This is a genomic window from Pseudomonas asiatica, assembly GCF_040214835.1.
In the GTDB taxonomy this organism is placed as follows: Bacteria; Pseudomonadota; Gammaproteobacteria; order Pseudomonadales; family Pseudomonadaceae; genus Aquipseudomonas; species Aquipseudomonas putida_Z.
On record NZ_CP157874.1, the window covers coordinates 104,067 to 122,500 of the forward strand.

The window sequence follows — 18,434 nt, forward strand, 5'->3', positions numbered from 1 at the left end:
AATCACGGCAGACGGGCTTCGTCCGGCACGCTGTCGAGCATCAGCCCGCCCGTGTCCGAGCCGCCCAGTACCACATAGGCACTGCTACAGAACAAAGAGTTCAACCGTTTCATGTCGGCGATCAGCTCCAAGTGTAGCGAACTGGTCTCGATACTTTGCAATACCTTGCGCTGCAAGCGGCTGACATGGGCGTGGGCAAGGCGCCGTTCCTGGGCGCGAAAACGGCGTTTTTCCCGCAGCAGCAAGCGGGCGCTTTCCGGGTCGGCACTGAGGAACACCGACAAGCCCAGGCGCAGGTTGGCCAGCAGCTGTTCCTGCAAGCCGGTCAGCTCTTCCAGGCCCACCTGGGAGAACTCCCGGCGCTGGCTGGTTTTCTGCTGTTGGACCTTGCGCAGCATGCGCTCGATCAGGTCGCAGGCCAGCTTGAGGTTGATCGCCAGTTCGATGATTTCCGCCCAGCGGCGGTTGTCCTGTTCGCTGAGGTCTTCACGCGACATCTGCGCCAGGTACAGCTTGATCGCGCTGTACAAGGCTTCGGCGTCCTCGCCGAGGGCGCGGACCTGCTGCGGCAAGGCGGCCTGGGTACCGCGCAGGGCACCGAGCATGGCTTCGAGCAGGCTGTCGACGATATCGCCCAGGCGCAGGGTTTCGCGGGAGGCGTTGGCCAGGGCCAGGCTGGGTGTTTCCAGCGCCGAGGTGTCGAGATGGCGCGGGCGAATCTGGCCGTTGCCGTTTTCCCGTTCGGGGAGCAGGGTGTTGCACAGCCGGCCCATGGGTTTGACCGTGGGCAGCATGATCAGGCAACGCAGTGTGTTGTAGAGCAGGTGGAAGCCGATGACCAGCTCCTGTGGGCTGAAGCTCAGTGAGTCCATCCAGCTCACCAGCGGGTGCAGCACAGGAATGATCAGCAGCAGGCCGATCAGCTTGTACAGCAGGCTGCCCAGAGCCACTCGGCGCCCGGCGGCGTTTTGCATGCTGGTGCTGAGGAAGGCCAGCAGCCCGCTACCGATATTGGCGCCCACCACCAGGCCGATGGCCACCGGCAGGCTGATCACTTCGGCACCGGCCAGCGTTGCGGTGAGCAGCACGGCCGCCAGGCTGGAATAGGAAATCATGGCGAACAGAGCGCCGACCAAGGCGTCGAGCATGATGTCACCGGTCAGCGAGGCGAACAGCACCTTCACGCCTTGGGCGTGGGTAATCGGCGTAGCTGCCTGCACGATCAGCTCCAATGCCAGGATGATCAGGCCAAGCCCGATGCCTACCCTGCCCAGCTGGCCGGCCCTCGTCTGTTTGCGTGAGAGGAAGAAGATAACACCCAGGAAGATCAGCAGCGGCGACAGCCAGGACAGGTCCAGGGTCAGCACCCGGGCCATCAGCGCGGTACCCACGTCGGCGCCGAGCATGATTGCCAAGGCCGGGGTCATGGCCATCAGGCCCTGGCCGACGAACGAGGTGACGAGCATGGCGGTGGCGTTGCTGCTTTGCACCATGGCCGTGACCAGAATGCCGGCGACGAACGCCAGCGGGCGTTTGCTCATGTTCTGGCTGATGATGCGCCGCAGGCTCGAGCCGAATACCCGAAGGATGCCGGTACGCACGATGTGGGTGCCCCAGACCAGAAGCGTAACGGCCGAGAGCAGGTTGAGCAGGGTCAGCATGGCGACGGCCCCCTGTTGCATTGGCCCAGAGGGCCAAGAGACGAAGCGTGAGCGTTTGAAGAATTTTCAGTGCTCACTCAAAGCTTTAGTTGTTTTGCGTAGCTGTCGCCAGCTTCGCATGGCTGCCATTTATTTGAAACACACTGGAAATGAATGATTGCTTGTGCCGGCCTCTTCGCGGGTGAACCCGCTCCCACAGGATCACCATAATCTCAAGGCCTGTGTGGCCCCTGTGGGAGCGGGTTTACCCGCGAAGAGGCCGGCACAGGACAGCTCCATTTCTGATACCCAGAAATGAAAAAAGGGCCCCGAACAGAACGAAGGGCCCTTTATGTCCTGCACTTCCTGATCTTATTGACCCGGAATGTCCTTGCGCAGTTTCACCGGCTCATGCTCTTTGCCGTTCTTGCGGGCCAAGGCAGTGCGCATGCGGATGTTGATGGCTTCCACCGCCAGCGAGAACGCCATGGCGAAGTAGACGTAGCCCTTTGGTACATGCACGTCGAAAGCTTCGGCGATCAGCACGGTACCGACCACGATCAGGAACGATAGTGCGAGCATCTTCAGCGACGGGTGCTTGTCGATGAAGTCGCTGATGGTGCCGGCGCACAGCATCATCACCAGCACGGCGACGATGATCGCGGCGATCATCACCGGTACGTGGGACACCATGCCCACCGCAGTGATCACCGAGTCCAGCGAGAACACGATATCGATGATGGCGATCTGGATGATGGTGTAGAAGAACTTGCCACCCGCGCCTTTCGGCTCTTCCGGGTTCTCGTCCTCGCCTTCCAGGCCGTGGTAGATCTCTTGCGAGCTTTTCCACAGCAGGAACAGGCCACCAAAGAACAGGATCAGGTCACGCCCGGAGATGCCCTGGCCCAGGACCACGAACAGGTCGGCGGTAAGGCGCATGACCCAGGTGATCGACAGCAGCAGCATGATACGGGTGACCATGGCCAGGGCCAGGCCGAAGATCCGGGTGCGCGGCTGCATGTGCTTGGGCATGCGGCTGACCAGAATCGAGATCATGATGATGTTGTCGATACCGAGGACGATCTCAAGCGCGGTAAGGGTGAAAAAGGCAACCCAGATTTCCGGGCTGGTCAGCCATTCCATGTGTTTTCCTTCGAACGGTAAAGGCGACGCGCCCGGATCAGGGCGCGTCGCGTTAGGGAAATACGCGTTTATTAAAGACTACTGAACAGCGGGAAAATGCCCATCAGCAGCGCGGCGAGCATTATGCACAGGCACACCAGCACTGCCCACTTCAAGGTGAAGCGCTGATGATCGCCGAACTCGATGCCTGCCAGGGCCACCAGCAGGTAGGTGGAGGGTACCAAGGGGCTGAGCAGGTGTACCGGTTGCCCGACGATCGACGCACGGGCCATTTCCACCGGGCTGATGCCGTAGTGGCTGGCAGCTTCGGCCAGCACCGGCAGCACGCCATAGTAGAACGCGTCGTTGGACATGAAGAAGGTGAACGGCATGCTCACGATCGCGGTGATCACCGCCAGGTATGGGCCCAGCGCCTCGGGGATGACCGACAGCAGGCTCTTGGACATGGCGTCGACCATGCCGGTGCCCGACAGGATGCCGGTGAAGATGCCGGCGGCAAAGATCAGCCCGGTTACCGCCAGCACGCTGCCGGCGTGGGCGGCGATGCGGTCTTTCTGCTGCTGCAGGCACGGGTAGTTGACGATCATGGCGATGCTGAAGGCGATCATGAACAGCACTGGCAGCGGCAGCACGCCGGCAATCAGCGCGACCATCAGGGCAGCGGTCAGGGCGCCGTTGAAGTACAGCAGTTTTGGCCGGCGCGCGTCCGGGTACTGCGAAACAGTGATTTCGCTGTGGTCGATGTCGTCGGTGGGCAGGTGCAACTCGCCCAGACGGGCACGTTCGCGCTTGCCGTACATGTAGGCGATGGCCAGGATTGCCAGCACGCCGAACAGCATGGCCGGGATCATCGGCACGAAGATGTCCGACGGGTCCACGTGCAGGGCGCTGGCGGCACGGGCGGTCGGGCCACCCCAGGGGGTCATGTTCATCACCCCGCCGGCGAGAATGATCAGGCCGGCCATGATCCGCGGGCTCATGCCCAGGCGGCTGTACATCGGCAGCATGGCGGCGCAGCAGATCATGTAGGTGGTGGCGCCGTCACCGTCGAGCGAGACCACCAGGGCCAGTACTGCGGTGCCGACGGAGACTTTCAGCGGGTCACCCTTGACCAGCTTGAGGATCTTGCGCACGGCCGGGTCGAACAGGCCGGAGTCGATCATCAGGGCGAAATAGAGGATGGCGAACATCAGCATCACGCCGGTAGGTGCGAGCTTGCTGATGCCCTCGAGCATCATCGGGCCGATCTTGGCGGAAAAACCGCCGAACAGGGCGAACAGGATCGGTACCAGGATCAGCGCGATCAAGGCCGAAAGGCGCTTGGTCATGATCAGGTACATGAAGGTGATGACCATGGCAAAGCCGAGGAAGGTCAGCATGGCAATACTCCAGGCGTGGCGCGGCGAAAGGAACGTCGATTCGGGCGGATCAGCGCGTTTGGCGCTGTGCGGGGAGCATGCGGAGGGGGGCTACGGAAAGTCGGGCACAGGAATACATCAGAATCACCATTGTTGTTGTTGATTGGGCCGGGCGCGGTGGATACCGGGTGCCCTGGCTGACCGGTCTTGTGCCGGTAGTGGGGGCTATCCTATGAGGGCAAGCTTTCAGCCAGCTTTCGCCGAAGCAAAGGCGACGAGAGGTAGGTGATGCAGGATGTGACCGAGGGTGGCTGCCATTGTGGCGCCTTGCGTTATCGGTTGGAGGGCGACCTGACGGACATTGCCCATTGCCATTGCTCGATCTGCCGGCGGGTCAGTGGCGGGCTGGTGGTGACCTGGCTCACCGTGCCCCGCTCGGGGTTCCAGTGGCTGGCGGGCGAGCCGAACTGCTATGTGGCACCGGCCAGTTGCAGCCGGTACTTCTGTGGGCATTGCGGGGCGCATGTGGCGTTGGTTACTACACATAGCCCGGAGACGGTGGATGTGACGGTGGCGACCTTGGACCACCCGGAACGGGTCAGGGCCAACCGGCATATCTGGGTGGATAGCCGGTTGCCTTGGTTGCATCTGGACGAGGATTTGCCTTCGGAGGCGGAGGAGAACCTGTAAGAGATTGTGTTGGTGCTGCTGGCTCTATCGCCGGCAAGCCAGCTCCCACAGGTACCCCAACACCCTTCAGACCTGTGGGGATCTTGTGGGAGCTGGCTTGCCGGTGATAGGGCCGGTACAGCCATACTTACAACTGCAGGCCTCCTGCAGCCTTGTGCAATGCCCGCAGATGCTCGCCCACCTGCTTCACGTTGGCTTCCACCGCCGCAATCTCCCTGGCCCGCGACGGCTCCAGCAGCGCCCTCACCTCTTTGTCCAGGCTCGTGCTCAAGCGCAGCAACTGCGCTTGCCGCTCGCTGCTGACCTGTTCCAGGTGCTTGCGCTCCTGCGGCTGCGGCAGCCCGTAGCCCTTGCTATCGAGCAATTCTGCCGGGCGGCTGAGGAAGCCACTGTTGGCAAGCATCTGCCTGAGGGTCGCATCGGCCTTGCTGACGCTGCCATCGTTCAGCGCGGCGGCGTTAAGGTACCGCTGCTTGACCTCGTCCTGGGCCAGCAGCAGTTGCCGGCGCAAGCTGGCCTGTTCAAGCAGCAGCAAGGCGGCGCTGGTGCGCAGGTCGGCCTGGGCGAACCAGCCCCGCCGTTGCTCGGCGTCAAGGGCCAGCCAGTCCTCGACCTTGTCCTGTTTGATTGGCAACTGTTTCTTCAACACCTCGAACATGGCCTGGTAACGGTCGCGGTAGGAGTCGAAGCGATAACCCAGGCGCAGCGCCTCGCGGGGGTCGTCGAGCACACTGGTGTCGGCGAGCCCCCTGCCCTTGAGCACAGCCAGCAAGCCATTGGGCATGATGCTATCGAGGTCGTTCAGGCGTGGGTTGGCGGTGCCGCTGCGCAGCAGCTTCAACGACTCTACTGCGCAGTTGTTGGACAGGAACCAGTAGTTGCCATCGTAGCTCCAGTGCATTTCGGCGGCCTGACGCACCAGGTTCTCGATCTCGTCGCGGTCGAGCCGCAAGGGCACCGAGGCCAGGCTGCGCAGTTCGGTCTTGGTGTACTCGTCGATCACCTGGCCCAGCGGCAGCACGAACAGGCGCGAGGGGTAGGCACCGACCAGGCCGTCCCAGCTGGAAAGCTGCACATCGTTGACGAAGGCGCGGTACGACAGCACCAGGCTCTGGTCGAGGTCCAGGCGGCAGTCCGGCCCGCGTGGGCGGCCCGGCTTGCAGATCACCAGGCGCAGCATGCTGTGGCCCCAGCGGCTGACCAGGTTCTGGTTGGCTTCGGCCAGCAGGTAGTCCACCTCATAGACCCGCTCGGGGTCGATTTCGCCCAGCGGTTGGCGGGCGAAGTCGCTGCCGGCATTGATGAACGGCAGGCCCTTGGCGCAGCTGTCCTGCTGCGGTGCCCAGCCGAAGTGTTCGCGCAGGTACTGGTTCAGCGCCGGACGGCGGCAGCCGTAGCTCGGGTCGAGGAGGAAGTACTCCATGTTGACCGCGATGTACTCCTTGGGGCTGCTCAGTTCATAGCTGTCGGGGCTGCGCACGAACTGGCCGTTGTGCTGCTCGCGCTCGCCGCGTCGGCCCACGTACTGCTGCCAGCCGGCCAGGTCGAGCAGGCGCGGGTCGTCGCTGAGGGTGAAGCGGCGCTCGGCCTGGCCACGGCATGCTTCGGGCAGGCCGACCTTGCCCAACGTCCCTTGCTGGCGCTTGCAACGGGCGATCAGCGCGTTCTCGGCGCTGGGCCACAGCCGGGCGCGGTCGTAGATATGGGTGAGTTCGTGCAGCACGGTGGCCAGCAGTTCTTCTCGCACCGTGCCATGCGGGCGGTTGGTGCGCTCGGTGGCAGCACTGCCATTGGTGAGGCTGGGCAGCAGGCGGCGATTGAGTTCGAGGGTAGATACCAGCGATGCCTGGCCATAGGCGTCGGCCTGCATGTTGTCGCTCCAGCTGACCCGCACCCGGCGGTTCAGCTGTTGCTTGAAGCGAGGGGGCAGCTTGCCCATGGCTTCGTCGAGCAGAGCCTGAGTGGCTTGGGCCTGCTGCGAGTCAAGGCCGGACGCCTGCAGCTCGAGCTGCAGGTCGGCCAGGGCGGGCGTGCCGAGCAGCGTCAGGGCGCAGCCGAGCAGCCAGGCGCGCACGCGGTTCACAGCGCGAGGATGGCTTCAGCCAGTACCTGGTCGCTGGCGTCGCGCGCTTGCGGCACGCGCTCACGCAGGGTGTTGAAGGCGGCCTCGAGCTGGGCGCCGCGGATGTCACCGTTGCTGGCGACAAAGCTGGCGGCGTCGTCATGGGCTTCGCGCACCACTTTGGAATCGCGGATCGAGGTGGTGGTGTCAGAGGTGAAATCGATCGAACGGCCAAAGGCCCGCACGATGATATTGCTGGTGGCCACCAGGGTCTGTGCCTGGGCCAGGTCGGCCAGCAGCAGCATGCCGAGGGTAGCGGCAATCAGCGGTTTACGCATGGAGCATCTCCGAAAAATACAGGGAGTCAGATGTAATTATTGGACGAGAATTGCCTGCGCCAGTTCCAGATCGCCGACGGTATGCCGTGCGCAATTGTGGCGTAGTGATTCCAGCGCTGCCTCCAGCCGCGCACCGCGGATCTGGCCGTCGCTGGCGACGAAGGCCGCAGCATCGTCCTGGGCCTGGCGGACCAGTTTGCGGTCGAACGGTGCGGTGGTGACCTGGCTGGTGACATAGCCGGTGATGACCAGGCTTTGCGTAGTGGTATCCATGGCATGGGCGCTGGCCATGCCAACAACGGAGAACAGCAACGGCAACAGATAACGCATGGGCTCTACAACAGCTGGAAACGTGGGCGGCAATGGTGAGTACGGCTGTGCTGGTGGTGACCAGCACAGCTGAACGGCTCAGCCGGGGTCAGAGCGCCAGGATGGCCTGGGCCAGTTGCGCGTCGCTGGCCTGCAGGGCTGGCATCTGCGAGCGGATGTGCAGGAAAGCGCTTTCCAGCTTGGCACCGCGGATGTCGCCCTGGCTGCCAACGAAGCTGGCGGCGTCGTCACGGGCGGCCTGGACGATCTTGTCGTCACGGAACGAGGAGGAAATATCGGAAGTGGCATCGGTGGACGCGGCCACTGCGCCAACGACGGCGTCGGTGGTGACAACGAAGCTGGTGGCGTTTGCGGTGCCGGCCAGGCTCAGCATCAGGGCGGCGCCAATCAGGTATTTACGGGACATGATCGTGGACTCCTGGACTAGGGTCGGGTGGTTCTGCTTTATCGGACGCTCGCACAGCTCGTCGCGGTACTTTTTCAACAGTGCGTTCTACCAGACTGTCACGCCAAGCGTATCACGCGCCGGTGTTTCTGGATGTTAATGAACAGCGCACCAATAAACTGTTATGGTTTGTTTTAGGATTTTCCAAACTGTACATGCTCGTCTGCAAAAGGCTCTGGCATGCCGCCTGCAAACAAAAAACCCGTCGCAGTCACCTGCAACGGGTTTCGGGAATTCGCGGTGCCGGCCGAAGCCGGCAAGCCGGAGCTTAGCGCCAGAAAGGCTTGCTCAGCTCTTCGTAACGCTGCGACTCGCTGATGCCGGCGTCGGCCAGCAGGCGGGCGTCCAGGCGAGCCAGTTGACGGCGGCTGGCCATGCGGCGCTGCCACAGCAGCAAGGTGGACAGAGCGCGCAGCGGCAGCGAAGCGTTGGATTGTTGGGCGTTGCTTTCAAAAACCAGACCGGAACTGAGGGTACGTTCCATGATGTTTCATCCTTCCGCTTATGGCGGGATTAGGTAGTGATTTAACTGATGCCAATGATCCTCCTCTGTCGTCCATAACAGTAGATACAGTTCGGTTGAAAGACGATGGTCCAGTTAACTGTGTAACCCTACTGTTGCACTCGAAACTGGCGTAACTGTACTGGTCTGCCCTTGTTTGGTGCGTTCTGACTTAGGGTGAGGGATTTTTCAGGCGGAAGAGCTAAAAATTACCAGTACAGTAGTACAGTTTTGTTTAAAAATAAGTGATGGCTGTAATGCTTGCCCCTGTAGGAGCGGCCTTGTGTCGCGAAAGGGCCGCAAAGCGGCCCCAGGATTACAAGAATAAAGACAGGAACAGCGGAAGCAGGGCCGCCGTTCCATTCCTCATCTGTATCAGCTAGCCAGCATGCGCCCGGTTTCTTCCAGGTTCTCGTGCCAGCTCAGGGCTTCGCGCAGGATGTGCGGGGTGTGGCCGCCACGCAGGCAGGCGCGATCGAAGTAGTCGTTCAGCGCTGCGCGGTAGTCCGGGTGCACACAGTTGTCGATGATCGCCCGGGCGCGCTCGCGTGGCGCCAGGCCACGCAGGTCGGCCAGGCCTTGCTCGGTGACCAGGATGTCAACGTCGTGCTCGGTATGGTCGACATGGCTGACCATCGGCACCACGCTGGAAATCGCGCCACCCTTGGCAATCGACTTGGTGACGAACACGGCCAGGTGGGCGTTACGGGCGAAGTCACCCGAGCCGCCGATGCCGTTCATCATCTTGGTGCCGCAGACGTGGGTGGAGTTGACGTTGCCGTAGATATCGAACTCCAGCGCGGTGTTGATACCGATGATGCCCAGGCGACGGACCACTTCCGGGTGGTTGGAAATTTCTTGCGGGCGCAGTACCAGCTTGTCCTTGTAACGCTCCAGGTTGCCGAACACGTCGGCGTTGCGGCGGGTCGACAAGGTAATCGAGCTGCCCGAGGCGAAGCTCAGCTTGCCGGCGTCGATCAGGTCGAAGGTGGAATCCTGCAGTACTTCGGAGTACATGGTCAGGTCTTCGAACGGCGACTCGATCAGGCCGCACATCACTGCGTTGGCGATGCTGCCGATACCGGCCTGCAGCGGGCCAAGCTTGTTGGTCATGCGGCCAGCTTCGACTTCTTTCTTGAGGAAGTTGATCAGGTGGTCGGCGATGCCCTGGGTTTCGTCATCCGGCGGCAATACGGTGGACGGCGAGTCCGGCTGGTCGCTGATGACGATGCCGACGATCTTGGCCGGGTCGATCGGGATGGCGGTGCTGCCGATACGGTCGTCTACCTTGACCAGCGGGATTGGCGTGCGGGTCGGGCGGTAGGTCGGGATATAGATGTCGTGCAGGCCTTCGAGGTTGGTGTTGTGCGAGAGGTTGATCTCGACAATCACCTGCTTGGCGAAGATCGCGAAGCTGGCCGAGTTGCCCACCGAGGTGGTTGGCACGATGTGGCCCTGCTCGGTGATGGCCACGGCTTCGATGACCGCGATGTCCGGCAGCTTCAGCTGCTGGTTGCGTAGCTGCTCGACGGTTTCCGACAGGTGCTGGTCGATGAACATCACCTGGCCGTCGTTGATGGCCTTGCGCAGGGTGCTGTCGACCTGGAATGGCATGCGGCGAGCCAGCACGCCGGCCTCGGTCAGTTGCTTGTCCAGGTCGTTGCCCAGGCTGGCGCCGGTCATCAGGCTGATTTTCAGTGGCGACTGCTTGGCACGTTCGGCCAGTGCATGTGGTACGGCCTTGGCTTCGCCGGCGCGGGTGAAACCGCTCATGCCGACGGTCATGCCGTCCTCGATCAGACCAGCGGCATCAGCCGCACTCATTACCTTGCTGTGCAGGGAGGACAAGCGGATACGATCACGGTACATGGATTGTTATCTCGGGCTACTGAAACTACTGCAGCGCAGTCTAGAGACTTCGCCCCTTGCCGTCCCACGACCATGGTCGTATGAGACGCCTTGGAATAGAGCCGTTGATCCGGATCAATAAAAGAAAAGCCCCGGCAGATTCTGACCGGGGCTTCCTTTATATCAGCTGGTTTGCAGCGGCCGTTGTCACTCCACAGCCTTGACCATGTCTTCGATGACCTTCTTGGCGTCGCCGAACACCATCATGGTCTTGTCGAGGTAGAACAGTTCGTTGTCCAGGCCGGCATAGCCGCTGGCCATGGAGCGCTTGTTGACGATGATGGTCTTGGCCTTGAACGCTTCGAGGATCGGCATGCCGGCGATCGGCGACTTGGGATCGTTCTTCGCCGCCGGGTTGACCACGTCGTTGGCGCCCAGCACCAGCACCACATCGGCCTGGCCGAACTCGGCGTTGATGTCTTCCATCTCGAATACCTGGTCGTACGGTACTTCGGCCTCGGCCAACAGCACGTTCATGTGCCCGGGCATACGGCCTGCCACCGGGTGGATCGCATACTTCACGGTCACGCCGTTGTGGCTCAGCTTTTCGGTCAGCTCCTTCAGCGCGTGCTGGGCGCGAGCCACAGCCAGGCCGTAACCCGGGACGATGATCACGCTGTCGGCGTTGCTGAGCAGGAAGGTAGCATCGTCGGCAGAGCCGGACTTCACCGGGCGCTGCTCTTTGGAGCCTTGCGCCGCGCCGGCATCGGTATCACCACCGAAGCCACCGAGGATGACGTTGAAGAACGAACGGTTCATCGCCTTGCACATGATGTACGAGAGGATGGCACCGGACGAGCCGACCAGGGACCCTGCAATGATCAGCATCGAGTTGTTCAGCGAGAAGCCGATACCGGCCGCTGCCCAGCCCGAATAGCTGTTGAGCATCGACACCACCACCGGCATGTCGGCGCCCCCGATCGGAATAATGATCAGCACGCCCATGATGAAGGCCAAGACCAGCATCAGGGTGAAGGCACTGTAGTGGCCAGTGAAGGTGAACAGCAGGCCCAGGGCAATGGTGGTCAGGCCGAGGATCAGGTTCAGCTTGTGCTGGCCGGCGAACTGTACCGGTGCGCCCTGGAACAGGCGGAACTTGTACTTGCCCGACAGCTTGCCGAAGGCGATCACCGAGCCGGAGAAGGTAATGGCACCGATGGCTGCGCCGAGGAACAGCTCCAGGCGGTTGCCGGTGGGGATCGGGTCGCTCATGGCGGCAACGATGCCCATCGATTGCGGTTCCAGCACCGCGGCGATGGCGATGAACACCGCTGCCAGGCCGATCATGCTGTGCATGAAGGCGACCAGTTCCGGCATCTTGGTCATCTCGACGCGCTTGGCCATGATCGAGCCGGCGGTGCCGCCGACCAGCAGGCCAACGAGGACGTAGCCGATGCCGGCGGTGGCAAGCTCGGCCCCGAGCTTATAAATGAGGCCGACCGTAGTGACGATGGCGATACCCATGCCGATCATGCCGAACAGGTTGCCGCGCCGCGAGGTAGTCGGGTGCGACAGGCCCTTGAGCGCCTGGATGAAGCACACCGAGGCGACGAGGTAGAGGAGCGTTACCAGATTCATGCTCATGCTTACTTCTGCGCCTCGTTCTTGGTTTTCTTCTTGAACATCTCAAGCATGCGACGGGTGACCAGGAAGCCACCGAACACGTTGACCGCGGCCAGGGCCACCGCCAGGGTGCCCATCAGCTTGCCGGCCGGGGTCACCGTCAGGGCGGCGGCCAGCATGGCGCCGACGATGACGATCGCGGAGATGGCGTTGGTCACGGCCATCAGCGGCGTGTGCAGTGCCGGGGTGACGTTCCACACCACGTGGTAGCCCACATAGATGGCCAGCACGAAGATGATCAGGTTGTAGATGCCATGGGAAATCAGCATGTCTTCCATTGTCGTGCTCCTTAGCCGTTCTTGCGGACGACCTGACCATCACGGCACATCAGGCAGGCCGCGACGATGTCGTCTTCGAGGTTGATGACCAGCGCGCCGTCCTTGTCGAACAGCAGCTTCATGAAGTCCAGCAGGTTGCGTGCATACAGTGCCGAGGCATCGGCGCCCACCTGGGCCGGCAGGTTGGTCGGGCCGACGATGATCACGCCGTTCTCCTGTACCACCTGGTCGGCGACGGTCAGTGGGCAGTTGCCGCCTTGGGCTGCTGCTAGGTCGATGACCACCGAGCCGGGCTTCATCTGCGCGACGGTTTCGGCGCTGAGCAGGGTCGGCGCCTTGCGCCCCGGGATAAGCGCAGTGGTAATGACGATATCCGCCTGCTTGGCGCGCTCGTGCACGGCCTGGGCCTGGCGTTGCATCCAGCTGGCCGGCATAGGCCGGGCGTAACCGCCGACACCTTCGGCGCACTCGCGTTCTTCATCGGTTTCGTAGGGTACGTCGATGAACTTGGCGCCCAGCGACTCGATCTGCTCCTTCACGGCCGGGCGTACGTCGGACGCCTCGATCACTGCGCCCAGGCGCTTGGCCGTGGCAATGGCCTGCAGGCCGGCAACGCCCGCGCCCAGGATCAGCACGCGTGCGGCCTTGACGGTACCGGCGGCGGTCATGAGCATGGGCATGAAGCGTGGGTAGTGATGGGCAGCCAGCAACACCGCCTTGTAACCGGCGATGTTGGCCTGCGACGACAGCACGTCCAGGCTCTGCGCCCGCGAAGTGCGCGGCGCGGCTTCCAGGGCGAACGCGGTAATGCCGCGCTCGGCCATCTTGCCGATCAGCTCGCTGTTGAAGGGGTTGAGCATGCCCACCAGGAGGCTGCCACTGTTGATCAGGGCCAGTTCCTGGTCGTTGGGAGCGACCACTTTGAGCACCAATTGGGCGCCGTAGGCATCGGCTGCACTCCCCAGGGAAGCACCCACGGCCTCATAGGCACTGTCCGGAATGCTGGCATTGAGCCCTGCCCCCCGTTGGACGGTGACCTGATGGCCCTGGCCAATCAGTTTCTTGATGGTTTCCGGGGTCGCAGCGACCCTTGTCTCACCGGTCTGCGTCTCGAGAGGAACACCAATGTGCACGACTATTTCTCCTGCGGTGACCTTTTTGTCTTTTTAAAAGCCAGCGCACTTCGGATGGTGCGCTGGGGCGGCTGTGGAGCGCCGACCCGCCGAATCCCGGGCGGGCGAAGCATTTTGCAGACGAAGCCAGAGGCCTTCAACCGGTTCTGGAGCGAAACGAAGTCAAAACTACAAGTCACCCTGTGACCGTATGTCGCAACGGTCAGGCTGCAGCCTGTCAAACATGGGCTATTGGCAGATTAGGAGAAAAAAACAAAAATTTTGCGGTCAATTCGCTTACGGCTTGGTGAATGTCGCAAAATAACCCGCAAAGCCGCGCCGTAAGCAGGGTTAAAGCGGATTTTTGCACCCTGCATAACAGTTTATGTAGATGCGACAAATACATATATCTGTAGGCGTTCAATATAATTGACTACGGAGTCAATTTGTCGCGCTTGCCTACGTCTTCGCCGTATACGCCTGAGCCTGGCTCACCAGCCAGTCGCGGAAGGCGCGCAGCGAAGCCGACTCCACCTTGCGCTCCGGAATCATCAGATAGTAGGCCTTGTCACTACTCAGGGCATGCCTGTTAGCGACCACCAACCTACCCTCCTCCAACTCCCGCTGGATCAGGAACGGCGGAATCAGCGCGATGCCCATCTCATGCATGGCCGCCTGGGCGAGCATCGAGAATAGTTCATAGCGCGGGCCTGTCATGTCGCGTTCCACATTCATGCCGACACTGCCGAACCATTGCCGCCAGGCATAGGGACGCGTGCTCTGCTGCAGCAGTGGCAGTTGGGCAATACGCTGCGCGTCGAGTGTGCCCTGCCCGCCCAGCAGCGCCGGGCTGCACACCGGTACCGGGTTTTCCCCCATCAGCCGGTGCGACTGGGTGCCGGACCAGTCAGCATCGCCGAAGTAGATAGCGGCATCGAAGGTGGTGTCGGCAAACAGGAATGGCCGGGTGCGGTTGGTGAGGTTGACCGTGACCTCCGGGTGGCGCTGCTGGAAGTCCTTGAGCCGCGGTAGCAGCCATTGGGTGCCGAAGGTGGGCACCACGGCCAGCTCTATCACGTTGGCGCCCTGCTGGCGCATTACCGACAAGGTGTCGCGCTCTACCGCGTCCAGTTGGGCGGCCACCTGGCGGCTGTAGGAAAGGCCGGCTTCGGTCAGTTTCACGCCGCGGCGCGAGCGGCGGAACAGTTCCACATTGAGGAAGGCTTCCAGGCCGCCTATCTGCCGACAGACAGCACCCTGGGTCAGGGCGAGTTCCTGGGCGGCCTTGGTAAAGCTCTCGTTGCGCGCCGCCGCCTCGAAGCAGACCAGGGCGGCGGTACTGGGGATCTTGCGGCGCATGTACGTCAACCTCACTCGTAAGGCTGTAAATATGGTGTTTTGCCGATTTACGAAGTGACAAATTATCACTAATTGGTGCGCAATCCTCGTTTGTCCCGGCGGCCGATCAGGCCTAGGCTCAAAGGCACAAGAAACTGCCCACTATTTCGAGGATTTCGCTCATGGCCGGTAAAGCAAGCTTCAACTGGATCGACCCGCTGCTGCTTGATCAGCAGCTCACTGAAGAAGAGCGCATGGTGCGTGACAGCGCTTATCAGTTCGCCCAGGACAAGCTGGCCCCGCGTGTGCTCGAGGCCTTCCGTCATGAACAGACCGACCCGGCAATCTTCCGTGAAATGGGTGAGGTCGGGTTGCTGGGCGCCACCATTCCCGAGCAATACGGTGGCAGTGGCCTGAACTACGTGTGCTACGGCCTGATTGCTCGCGAGGTAGAGCGCATCGACTCGGGTTACCGCTCGATGATGAGCGTGCAGTCGTCGCTGGTGATGGTGCCAATTAACGAGTTCGGTACCGAGGCACAAAAGCAGAAGTACCTGCCCAAGCTGGCCAGCGGCGAGTGGATCGGTTGCTTCGGCCTGACCGAGCCCAACCATGGTTCCGACCCGGGTTCGATGATCACCCGTGCCCGGAAGGTCGACGGCGGCTACCGCCTGACCGGCAGCAAGATGTGGATCACCAACAGCCCGATCGCCGATGTATTCGTGGTATGGGCCAAGGACGATGCGGGTGATATCCGCGGCTTTGTTCTGGAAAAGGGTTGGCAAGGTCTCAGTGCGCCGGCGATTCACGGCAAGGTTGGCCTGCGCGCCTCGATCACTGGCGAAATCGTCATGGACAACGTGTTCGTGCCGGAGGAAAACATCTTCCCGGAGGTGCGCGGCCTCAAAGGTCCGTTCACCTGCCTGAACTCCGCCCGCTATGGCATCTCGTGGGGTGCGCTGGGCGCTGCGGAAGCCTGCTGGCACACCGCGCGTCAGTACACCCTGGACCGTCAGCAATTCGGTCGCCCTTTGGCTGCCAACCAGTTGATCCAGAAGAAGCTGGCCGACATGCAGACCGAGATCACCCTGGCACTGCAGGGCTGCCTGCGTCTGGGGCGGATGAAGGACGAAGGCACGGCTGCAGTGGAGATCACGTCGATCATGAAGCGCAACTCCTGTGGCAAGGCACTGGATATTGCCCGCATGGCGCGTGACATGCTGGGTGGCAATGGCATTTCCGATGAATTCGGCGTGGCTCGTCACCTGGTCAACCTGGAGGTGGTCAACACCTATGAAGGTACTCACGATGTGCATGCACTGATCCTGGGGCGTGCGCAGACCGGCATCCAGGCCTTCTATTGATAAGGAGCCAGCCCATGGGCGCGCTATCACATCTGCGGGTGCTGGACCTTTCTCGCGTGTTGGCCGGCCCATGGTCTGGCCAGATTCTCGCTGACCTTGGTGCCGATGTGATCAAGGTCGAGCGCCCTGGCAGTGGTGACGATACCCGCTCGTGGGGGCCGCCCTTCCTCAAGGATGCCGAGGGTGAGAACACCAGTGAGGCGGCCTATTACCTGTCGGCCAACCGCAACAAGCGCTCGGTTACCATCGACTTCACACAGGCCGAGGGGCAGCGCCTGGTACGTGAGTTGGCGGCGAAGTCCGATATCGTCATCGAAAACTTCAAGGTTGGTGGGTTGGCTGCCTATGGCCTGGACTACCAGAGCCTGAAGGCGATCAACCCGCGGCTTATCTATTGTTCCATCACCGGGTTCGGCCAGACCGGGCCTTATGCCAGGCGTGCGGGTTATGACTTCATGATCCAGGGGTTGGGCGGGCTGATGAGCCTGACCGGCCGCCCGGAAGGTGAAGAAGGTGCGGGGCCGGTCAAGGTAGGGGTGGCGCTGACCGACATCCTTACCGGGTTGTATTCCACGGTGGCGATCCTCGCTGCCCTCGCCCATCGCGAGCAGACCGGGGTGGGCCAGCATATCGACATGGCGTTGCTCGATGTGCAGGTGGCCTGCCTGGCGAACCAGGCGATGAACTACCTGACCACGGGCAACCCACCTCGTCGCCTGGGTAATGCGCACCCCAATATCGTGCCTTATCAGGATTTTCCGACGGCGGATGGCGACTTCATCCTTACCGTGGGCAACGATAGCCAGTTCCGCAAGTTCGCCGAGGTGGCCGGGCAGCCGCAGTGGGCGGACGACCCGCGTTTCGTTACCAACAAGCTGCGGGTTGCCAACCGGGCCGAGCTGATTCCTTTGATCCGCCAGGCCACGGTGTTCAAGACCACGGCGGAGTGGGTGAGCCAACTGGAGGCTGCAGGGGTGCCGTGCGGGCCTATCAATGACTTGGCGCAGATGTTCCAGGACCCGCAGGTTCTGGCGCGCGGATTGGCGGTGAGCATTCCGCATCCGTTGGCGGGGAGTGTGCCGCAGGTGGCGAGCCCGATACGGTTGTCGGAGACGCCGGTTGAGTACCGTCGGGCGCCGCCGTTGCTGGGTGAACATACCGAGGTGGTGCTGGAGGATGTATTGGGGCTGGATGCCGGTGAGGTGCAGCGGCTGCGCAGCACCGGTGTGCTTTAAGGGCGTTTGGCCTTGGTGAAAAGCGGGGAGGCCGTCAGGCCTCCCCGCTTTGCTTTTCAGCGATATCAGGGTTTCTTGAAATTAAAGGTTGACGCGGTTTCGAATCCCCTTATAATGCGCCCCACTTCTGACGTAGTCGAAGCGCAAAACTTCTTGTAAATCAATTAGTTAGGCAATTCAGGTAGTATCAGGAGTGCTTCGGTCGAATGATCGGCAGCGGTTGAGATGATGGTTGACAGCGCTTCTAAACGCTGTATGATTCGCCTCCCGCTACGAGAGATCGCAGCGAGTCAAGTGTTTGAAGCTAAACGAGTTTCTCGCAAAAAACTTCAAAATAAACGCTTGACAGCAAATGAGGAAAGCGTAGAATGCGCGCCTCGGTTGAGACGAAAAGCTCTTAACCAAACGCTCTTTAACAAATCGAATCAAGCAATTCGTGTGGGTGCTTGTGAGTACGGACTGATAGTCACAAAGATTATCAGCATCACAAGTGGCCATGCGAGAAATCACATAGTCATTTGAGATTGCTGAGCCAAGTTTAGGGTTTCTTAAAAACCCAAGCAGTATTGAACTGAAGAGTTTGATCATGGCTCAGATTGAACGCTGGCGGCAGGCCTAACACATGCAAGTCGAGCGGATGACGGGAGCTTGCTCCTTGATTCAGCGGCGGACGGGTGAGTAATGCCTAGGAATCTGCCTGGTAGTGGGGGACAACGTTTCGAAAGGAACGCTAATACCGCATACGTCCTACGGGAGAAAGCAGGGGACCTTCGGGCCTTGCGCTATCAGATGAGCCTAGGTCGGATTAGCTAGTTGGTGGGGTAATGGCTCACCAAGGCGACGATCCGTAACTGGTCTGAGAGGATGATCAGTCACACTGGAACTGAGACACGGTCCAGACTCCTACGGGAGGCAGCAGTGGGGAATATTGGACAATGGGCGAAAGCCTGATCCAGCCATGCCGCGTGTGTGAAGAAGGTCTTCGGATTGTAAAGCACTTTAAGTTGGGAGGAAGGGCAGTAAGTTAATACCTTGCTGTTTTGACGTTACCGACAGAATAAGCACCGG

General features: G+C 61.3%; 17 protein-coding genes and 1 rRNA gene (1 of these 18 only partly in view). 5 read left to right on the plus strand and 13 right to left on the minus strand.

The genetic code is table 11. From position 1 onward, the window contains the following. Positions 1–2: 2 nt before the first annotated feature. The 3 genes from ABNP31_RS00505 to ABNP31_RS00515 form a co-directional block, all read right to left on the minus strand. Positions 3–1,661 carry a Na/Pi cotransporter family protein gene (locus ABNP31_RS00505; RefSeq protein ID WP_085691570.1) on the minus strand — a complete coding sequence of 553 codons (1,659 nt, stop codon included), beginning with the start codon at positions 1,659–1,661 and terminating at the stop codon, positions 3–5. A 351-nt stretch (positions 1,662–2,012) separates the two neighbouring features. Then, complete coding sequence (locus tag ABNP31_RS00510) at positions 2,013–2,783, minus strand: TerC family protein (protein ID WP_025337243.1); 771 nt, start codon at positions 2,781–2,783, stop codon at positions 2,013–2,015. 71 nt (positions 2,784–2,854) lie between these two features. Continuing rightward, positions 2,855–4,162, minus strand: coding sequence for a CitMHS family transporter (locus ABNP31_RS00515; protein WP_015268498.1), 1,308 nt, complete (start codon positions 4,160–4,162; stop codon positions 2,855–2,857). Between the two features lie 267 nt (positions 4,163–4,429). On the opposite strand from ABNP31_RS00515, the gene ABNP31_RS00520 reads away from it, so the two are divergent. Further along, a complete protein-coding gene (locus ABNP31_RS00520; protein ID WP_085665610.1) occupies positions 4,430–4,831 on the plus strand; it encodes a GFA family protein in 402 nt (133 codons plus the stop codon). Positions 4,832–4,958: 127 nt separating this feature from the next. On the opposite strand, the gene ABNP31_RS00525 is transcribed toward ABNP31_RS00520, so the two are convergent. The 9 genes from ABNP31_RS00525 to ABNP31_RS00565 all read right to left on the minus strand — a co-directional run bounded on the left by ABNP31_RS00525 (position 4,959) and on the right by ABNP31_RS00565 (position 13,450). Beyond that, a complete protein-coding gene (locus tag ABNP31_RS00525; protein WP_238067119.1) occupies positions 4,959–6,914 on the minus strand; it encodes a DUF4105 domain-containing protein in 1,956 nt (651 codons plus the stop codon). Beyond that, positions 6,911–7,231, minus strand: coding sequence for a DUF2388 domain-containing protein (locus ABNP31_RS00530; RefSeq protein WP_003256970.1), 321 nt, complete (start codon positions 7,229–7,231; stop codon positions 6,911–6,913). The genes ABNP31_RS00525 and ABNP31_RS00530 overlap by 4 nt, the downstream gene beginning before the upstream one ends. Positions 7,232–7,267: 36 nt before the next feature. Further along, on the minus strand, positions 7,268–7,561 hold the full coding sequence (locus ABNP31_RS00535; protein ID WP_025337246.1) for a DUF2388 domain-containing protein: 294 nt from the start codon (positions 7,559–7,561) through the stop codon (positions 7,268–7,270). A gap of 88 nt (positions 7,562–7,649) precedes the next feature. After that, positions 7,650–7,967, minus strand: coding sequence for a DUF2388 domain-containing protein (locus ABNP31_RS00540; protein ID WP_025337247.1), 318 nt, complete (start codon positions 7,965–7,967; stop codon positions 7,650–7,652). 307 nt (positions 7,968–8,274) lie between these two features. Beyond that, the gene (locus ABNP31_RS00545) at positions 8,275–8,490 is read right to left on the minus strand and encodes a DUF1127 domain-containing protein (protein ID WP_003256968.1); all 216 of its coding nucleotides are present in this window, start codon (positions 8,488–8,490) and stop codon (positions 8,275–8,277) included. Positions 8,491–8,883: 393 nt separating this feature from the next. Beyond that, entirely contained in the window at positions 8,884–10,377 is a 1,494-nt protein-coding gene (locus ABNP31_RS00550; RefSeq protein ID WP_350012900.1) for an acetyl-CoA hydrolase/transferase family protein, read from the minus strand. Positions 10,378–10,563: 186 nt separating this feature from the next. Continuing rightward, positions 10,564–12,000, minus strand: a complete 1,437-nt coding sequence (locus tag ABNP31_RS00555; protein ID WP_015268505.1) for an NAD(P)(+) transhydrogenase (Re/Si-specific) subunit beta — start codon at positions 11,998–12,000, stop codon at positions 10,564–10,566. Between the two features lie 2 nt (positions 12,001–12,002). Further along, positions 12,003–12,317, minus strand: a complete 315-nt coding sequence (locus ABNP31_RS00560; protein WP_003256966.1) for an NAD(P) transhydrogenase subunit alpha — start codon at positions 12,315–12,317, stop codon at positions 12,003–12,005. An 11-nt stretch (positions 12,318–12,328) separates the two neighbouring features. After that, positions 12,329–13,450 (minus strand): Re/Si-specific NAD(P)(+) transhydrogenase subunit alpha, encoded by a 1,122-nt coding sequence (locus ABNP31_RS00565; RefSeq protein ID WP_015268506.1) that lies wholly within the window; start codon positions 13,448–13,450, stop codon positions 12,329–12,331. On the opposite strand from ABNP31_RS00565, the gene ABNP31_RS00570 reads away from it, so the two are divergent. Then, positions 13,445–13,636, plus strand: coding sequence for a hypothetical protein (locus ABNP31_RS00570; RefSeq protein ID WP_139832839.1), 192 nt, complete (start codon positions 13,445–13,447; stop codon positions 13,634–13,636). The genes ABNP31_RS00565 and ABNP31_RS00570 overlap by 6 nt on opposite strands. Positions 13,637–13,888: 252 nt before the next feature. On the opposite strand, the gene ABNP31_RS00575 is transcribed toward ABNP31_RS00570, so the two are convergent. Continuing rightward, positions 13,889–14,788, minus strand: a complete 900-nt coding sequence (locus ABNP31_RS00575) for a LysR family transcriptional regulator (protein ID WP_054572517.1) — start codon at positions 14,786–14,788, stop codon at positions 13,889–13,891. 161 nt (positions 14,789–14,949) lie between these two features. On the opposite strand from ABNP31_RS00575, the gene ABNP31_RS00580 reads away from it, so the two are divergent. The 3 genes from ABNP31_RS00580 to ABNP31_RS00590 all read left to right on the plus strand — a co-directional run. Then, complete coding sequence (locus ABNP31_RS00580) at positions 14,950–16,131, plus strand: acyl-CoA dehydrogenase (RefSeq protein ID WP_085619031.1); 1,182 nt, start codon at positions 14,950–14,952, stop codon at positions 16,129–16,131. Positions 16,132–16,145: 14 nt separating this feature from the next. Further along, positions 16,146–17,366 carry a CaiB/BaiF CoA transferase family protein gene (locus ABNP31_RS00585; protein ID WP_085705987.1) on the plus strand — a complete coding sequence of 407 codons (1,221 nt, stop codon included), beginning with the start codon at positions 16,146–16,148 and terminating at the stop codon, positions 17,364–17,366. A 568-nt stretch (positions 17,367–17,934) separates the two neighbouring features. Next, a 16S ribosomal RNA gene (locus ABNP31_RS00590) occupies positions 17,935–18,434 on the plus strand; it runs 1,037 nt beyond the window's last position.

Bases quoted from the DNA above. Each gene is read 5' to 3' on its own strand.
- ABNP31_RS00505 (WP_085691570.1), bottom strand. From the start codon at position 1,661: ATGCTGACCCTGCTCAACCTGCTCTCGGCCGTTACGCTTCTGGTCTGG.
- ABNP31_RS00510 (WP_025337243.1), bottom strand. From the start codon at position 2,783: ATGGAATGGCTGACCAGCCCGGAAATCTGGGTTGCCTTTTTCACCCTT.
- ABNP31_RS00515 (WP_015268498.1), bottom strand. From the start codon at position 4,162: ATGCTGACCTTCCTCGGCTTTGCCATGGTCATCACCTTCATGTACCTG.
- ABNP31_RS00520 (WP_085665610.1), top strand. From the start codon at position 4,430: ATGCAGGATGTGACCGAGGGTGGCTGCCATTGTGGCGCCTTGCGTTAT.
- ABNP31_RS00530 (WP_003256970.1), bottom strand. From the start codon at position 7,231: ATGCGTAAACCGCTGATTGCCGCTACCCTCGGCATGCTGCTGCTGGCC.
- ABNP31_RS00535 (WP_025337246.1), bottom strand. From the start codon at position 7,561: ATGCGTTATCTGTTGCCGTTGCTGTTCTCCGTTGTTGGCATGGCCAGC.
- ABNP31_RS00540 (WP_025337247.1), bottom strand. From the start codon at position 7,967: ATGTCCCGTAAATACCTGATTGGCGCCGCCCTGATGCTGAGCCTGGCC.
- ABNP31_RS00545 (WP_003256968.1), bottom strand. From the start codon at position 8,490: ATGGAACGTACCCTCAGTTCCGGTCTGGTTTTTGAAAGCAACGCCCAA.
- ABNP31_RS00550 (WP_350012900.1), bottom strand. From the start codon at position 10,377: ATGTACCGTGATCGTATCCGCTTGTCCTCCCTGCACAGCAAGGTAATG.
- ABNP31_RS00555 (WP_015268505.1), bottom strand. From the start codon at position 12,000: ATGAGCATGAATCTGGTAACGCTCCTCTACCTCGTCGCCTCGGTGTGC.
- ABNP31_RS00560 (WP_003256966.1), bottom strand. From the start codon at position 12,317: ATGGAAGACATGCTGATTTCCCATGGCATCTACAACCTGATCATCTTC.
- ABNP31_RS00575 (WP_054572517.1), bottom strand. From the start codon at position 14,788: ATGCGCCGCAAGATCCCCAGTACCGCCGCCCTGGTCTGCTTCGAGGCG.
- ABNP31_RS00580 (WP_085619031.1), top strand. From the start codon at position 14,950: ATGGCCGGTAAAGCAAGCTTCAACTGGATCGACCCGCTGCTGCTTGAT.
- ABNP31_RS00585 (WP_085705987.1), top strand. From the start codon at position 16,146: ATGGGCGCGCTATCACATCTGCGGGTGCTGGACCTTTCTCGCGTGTTG.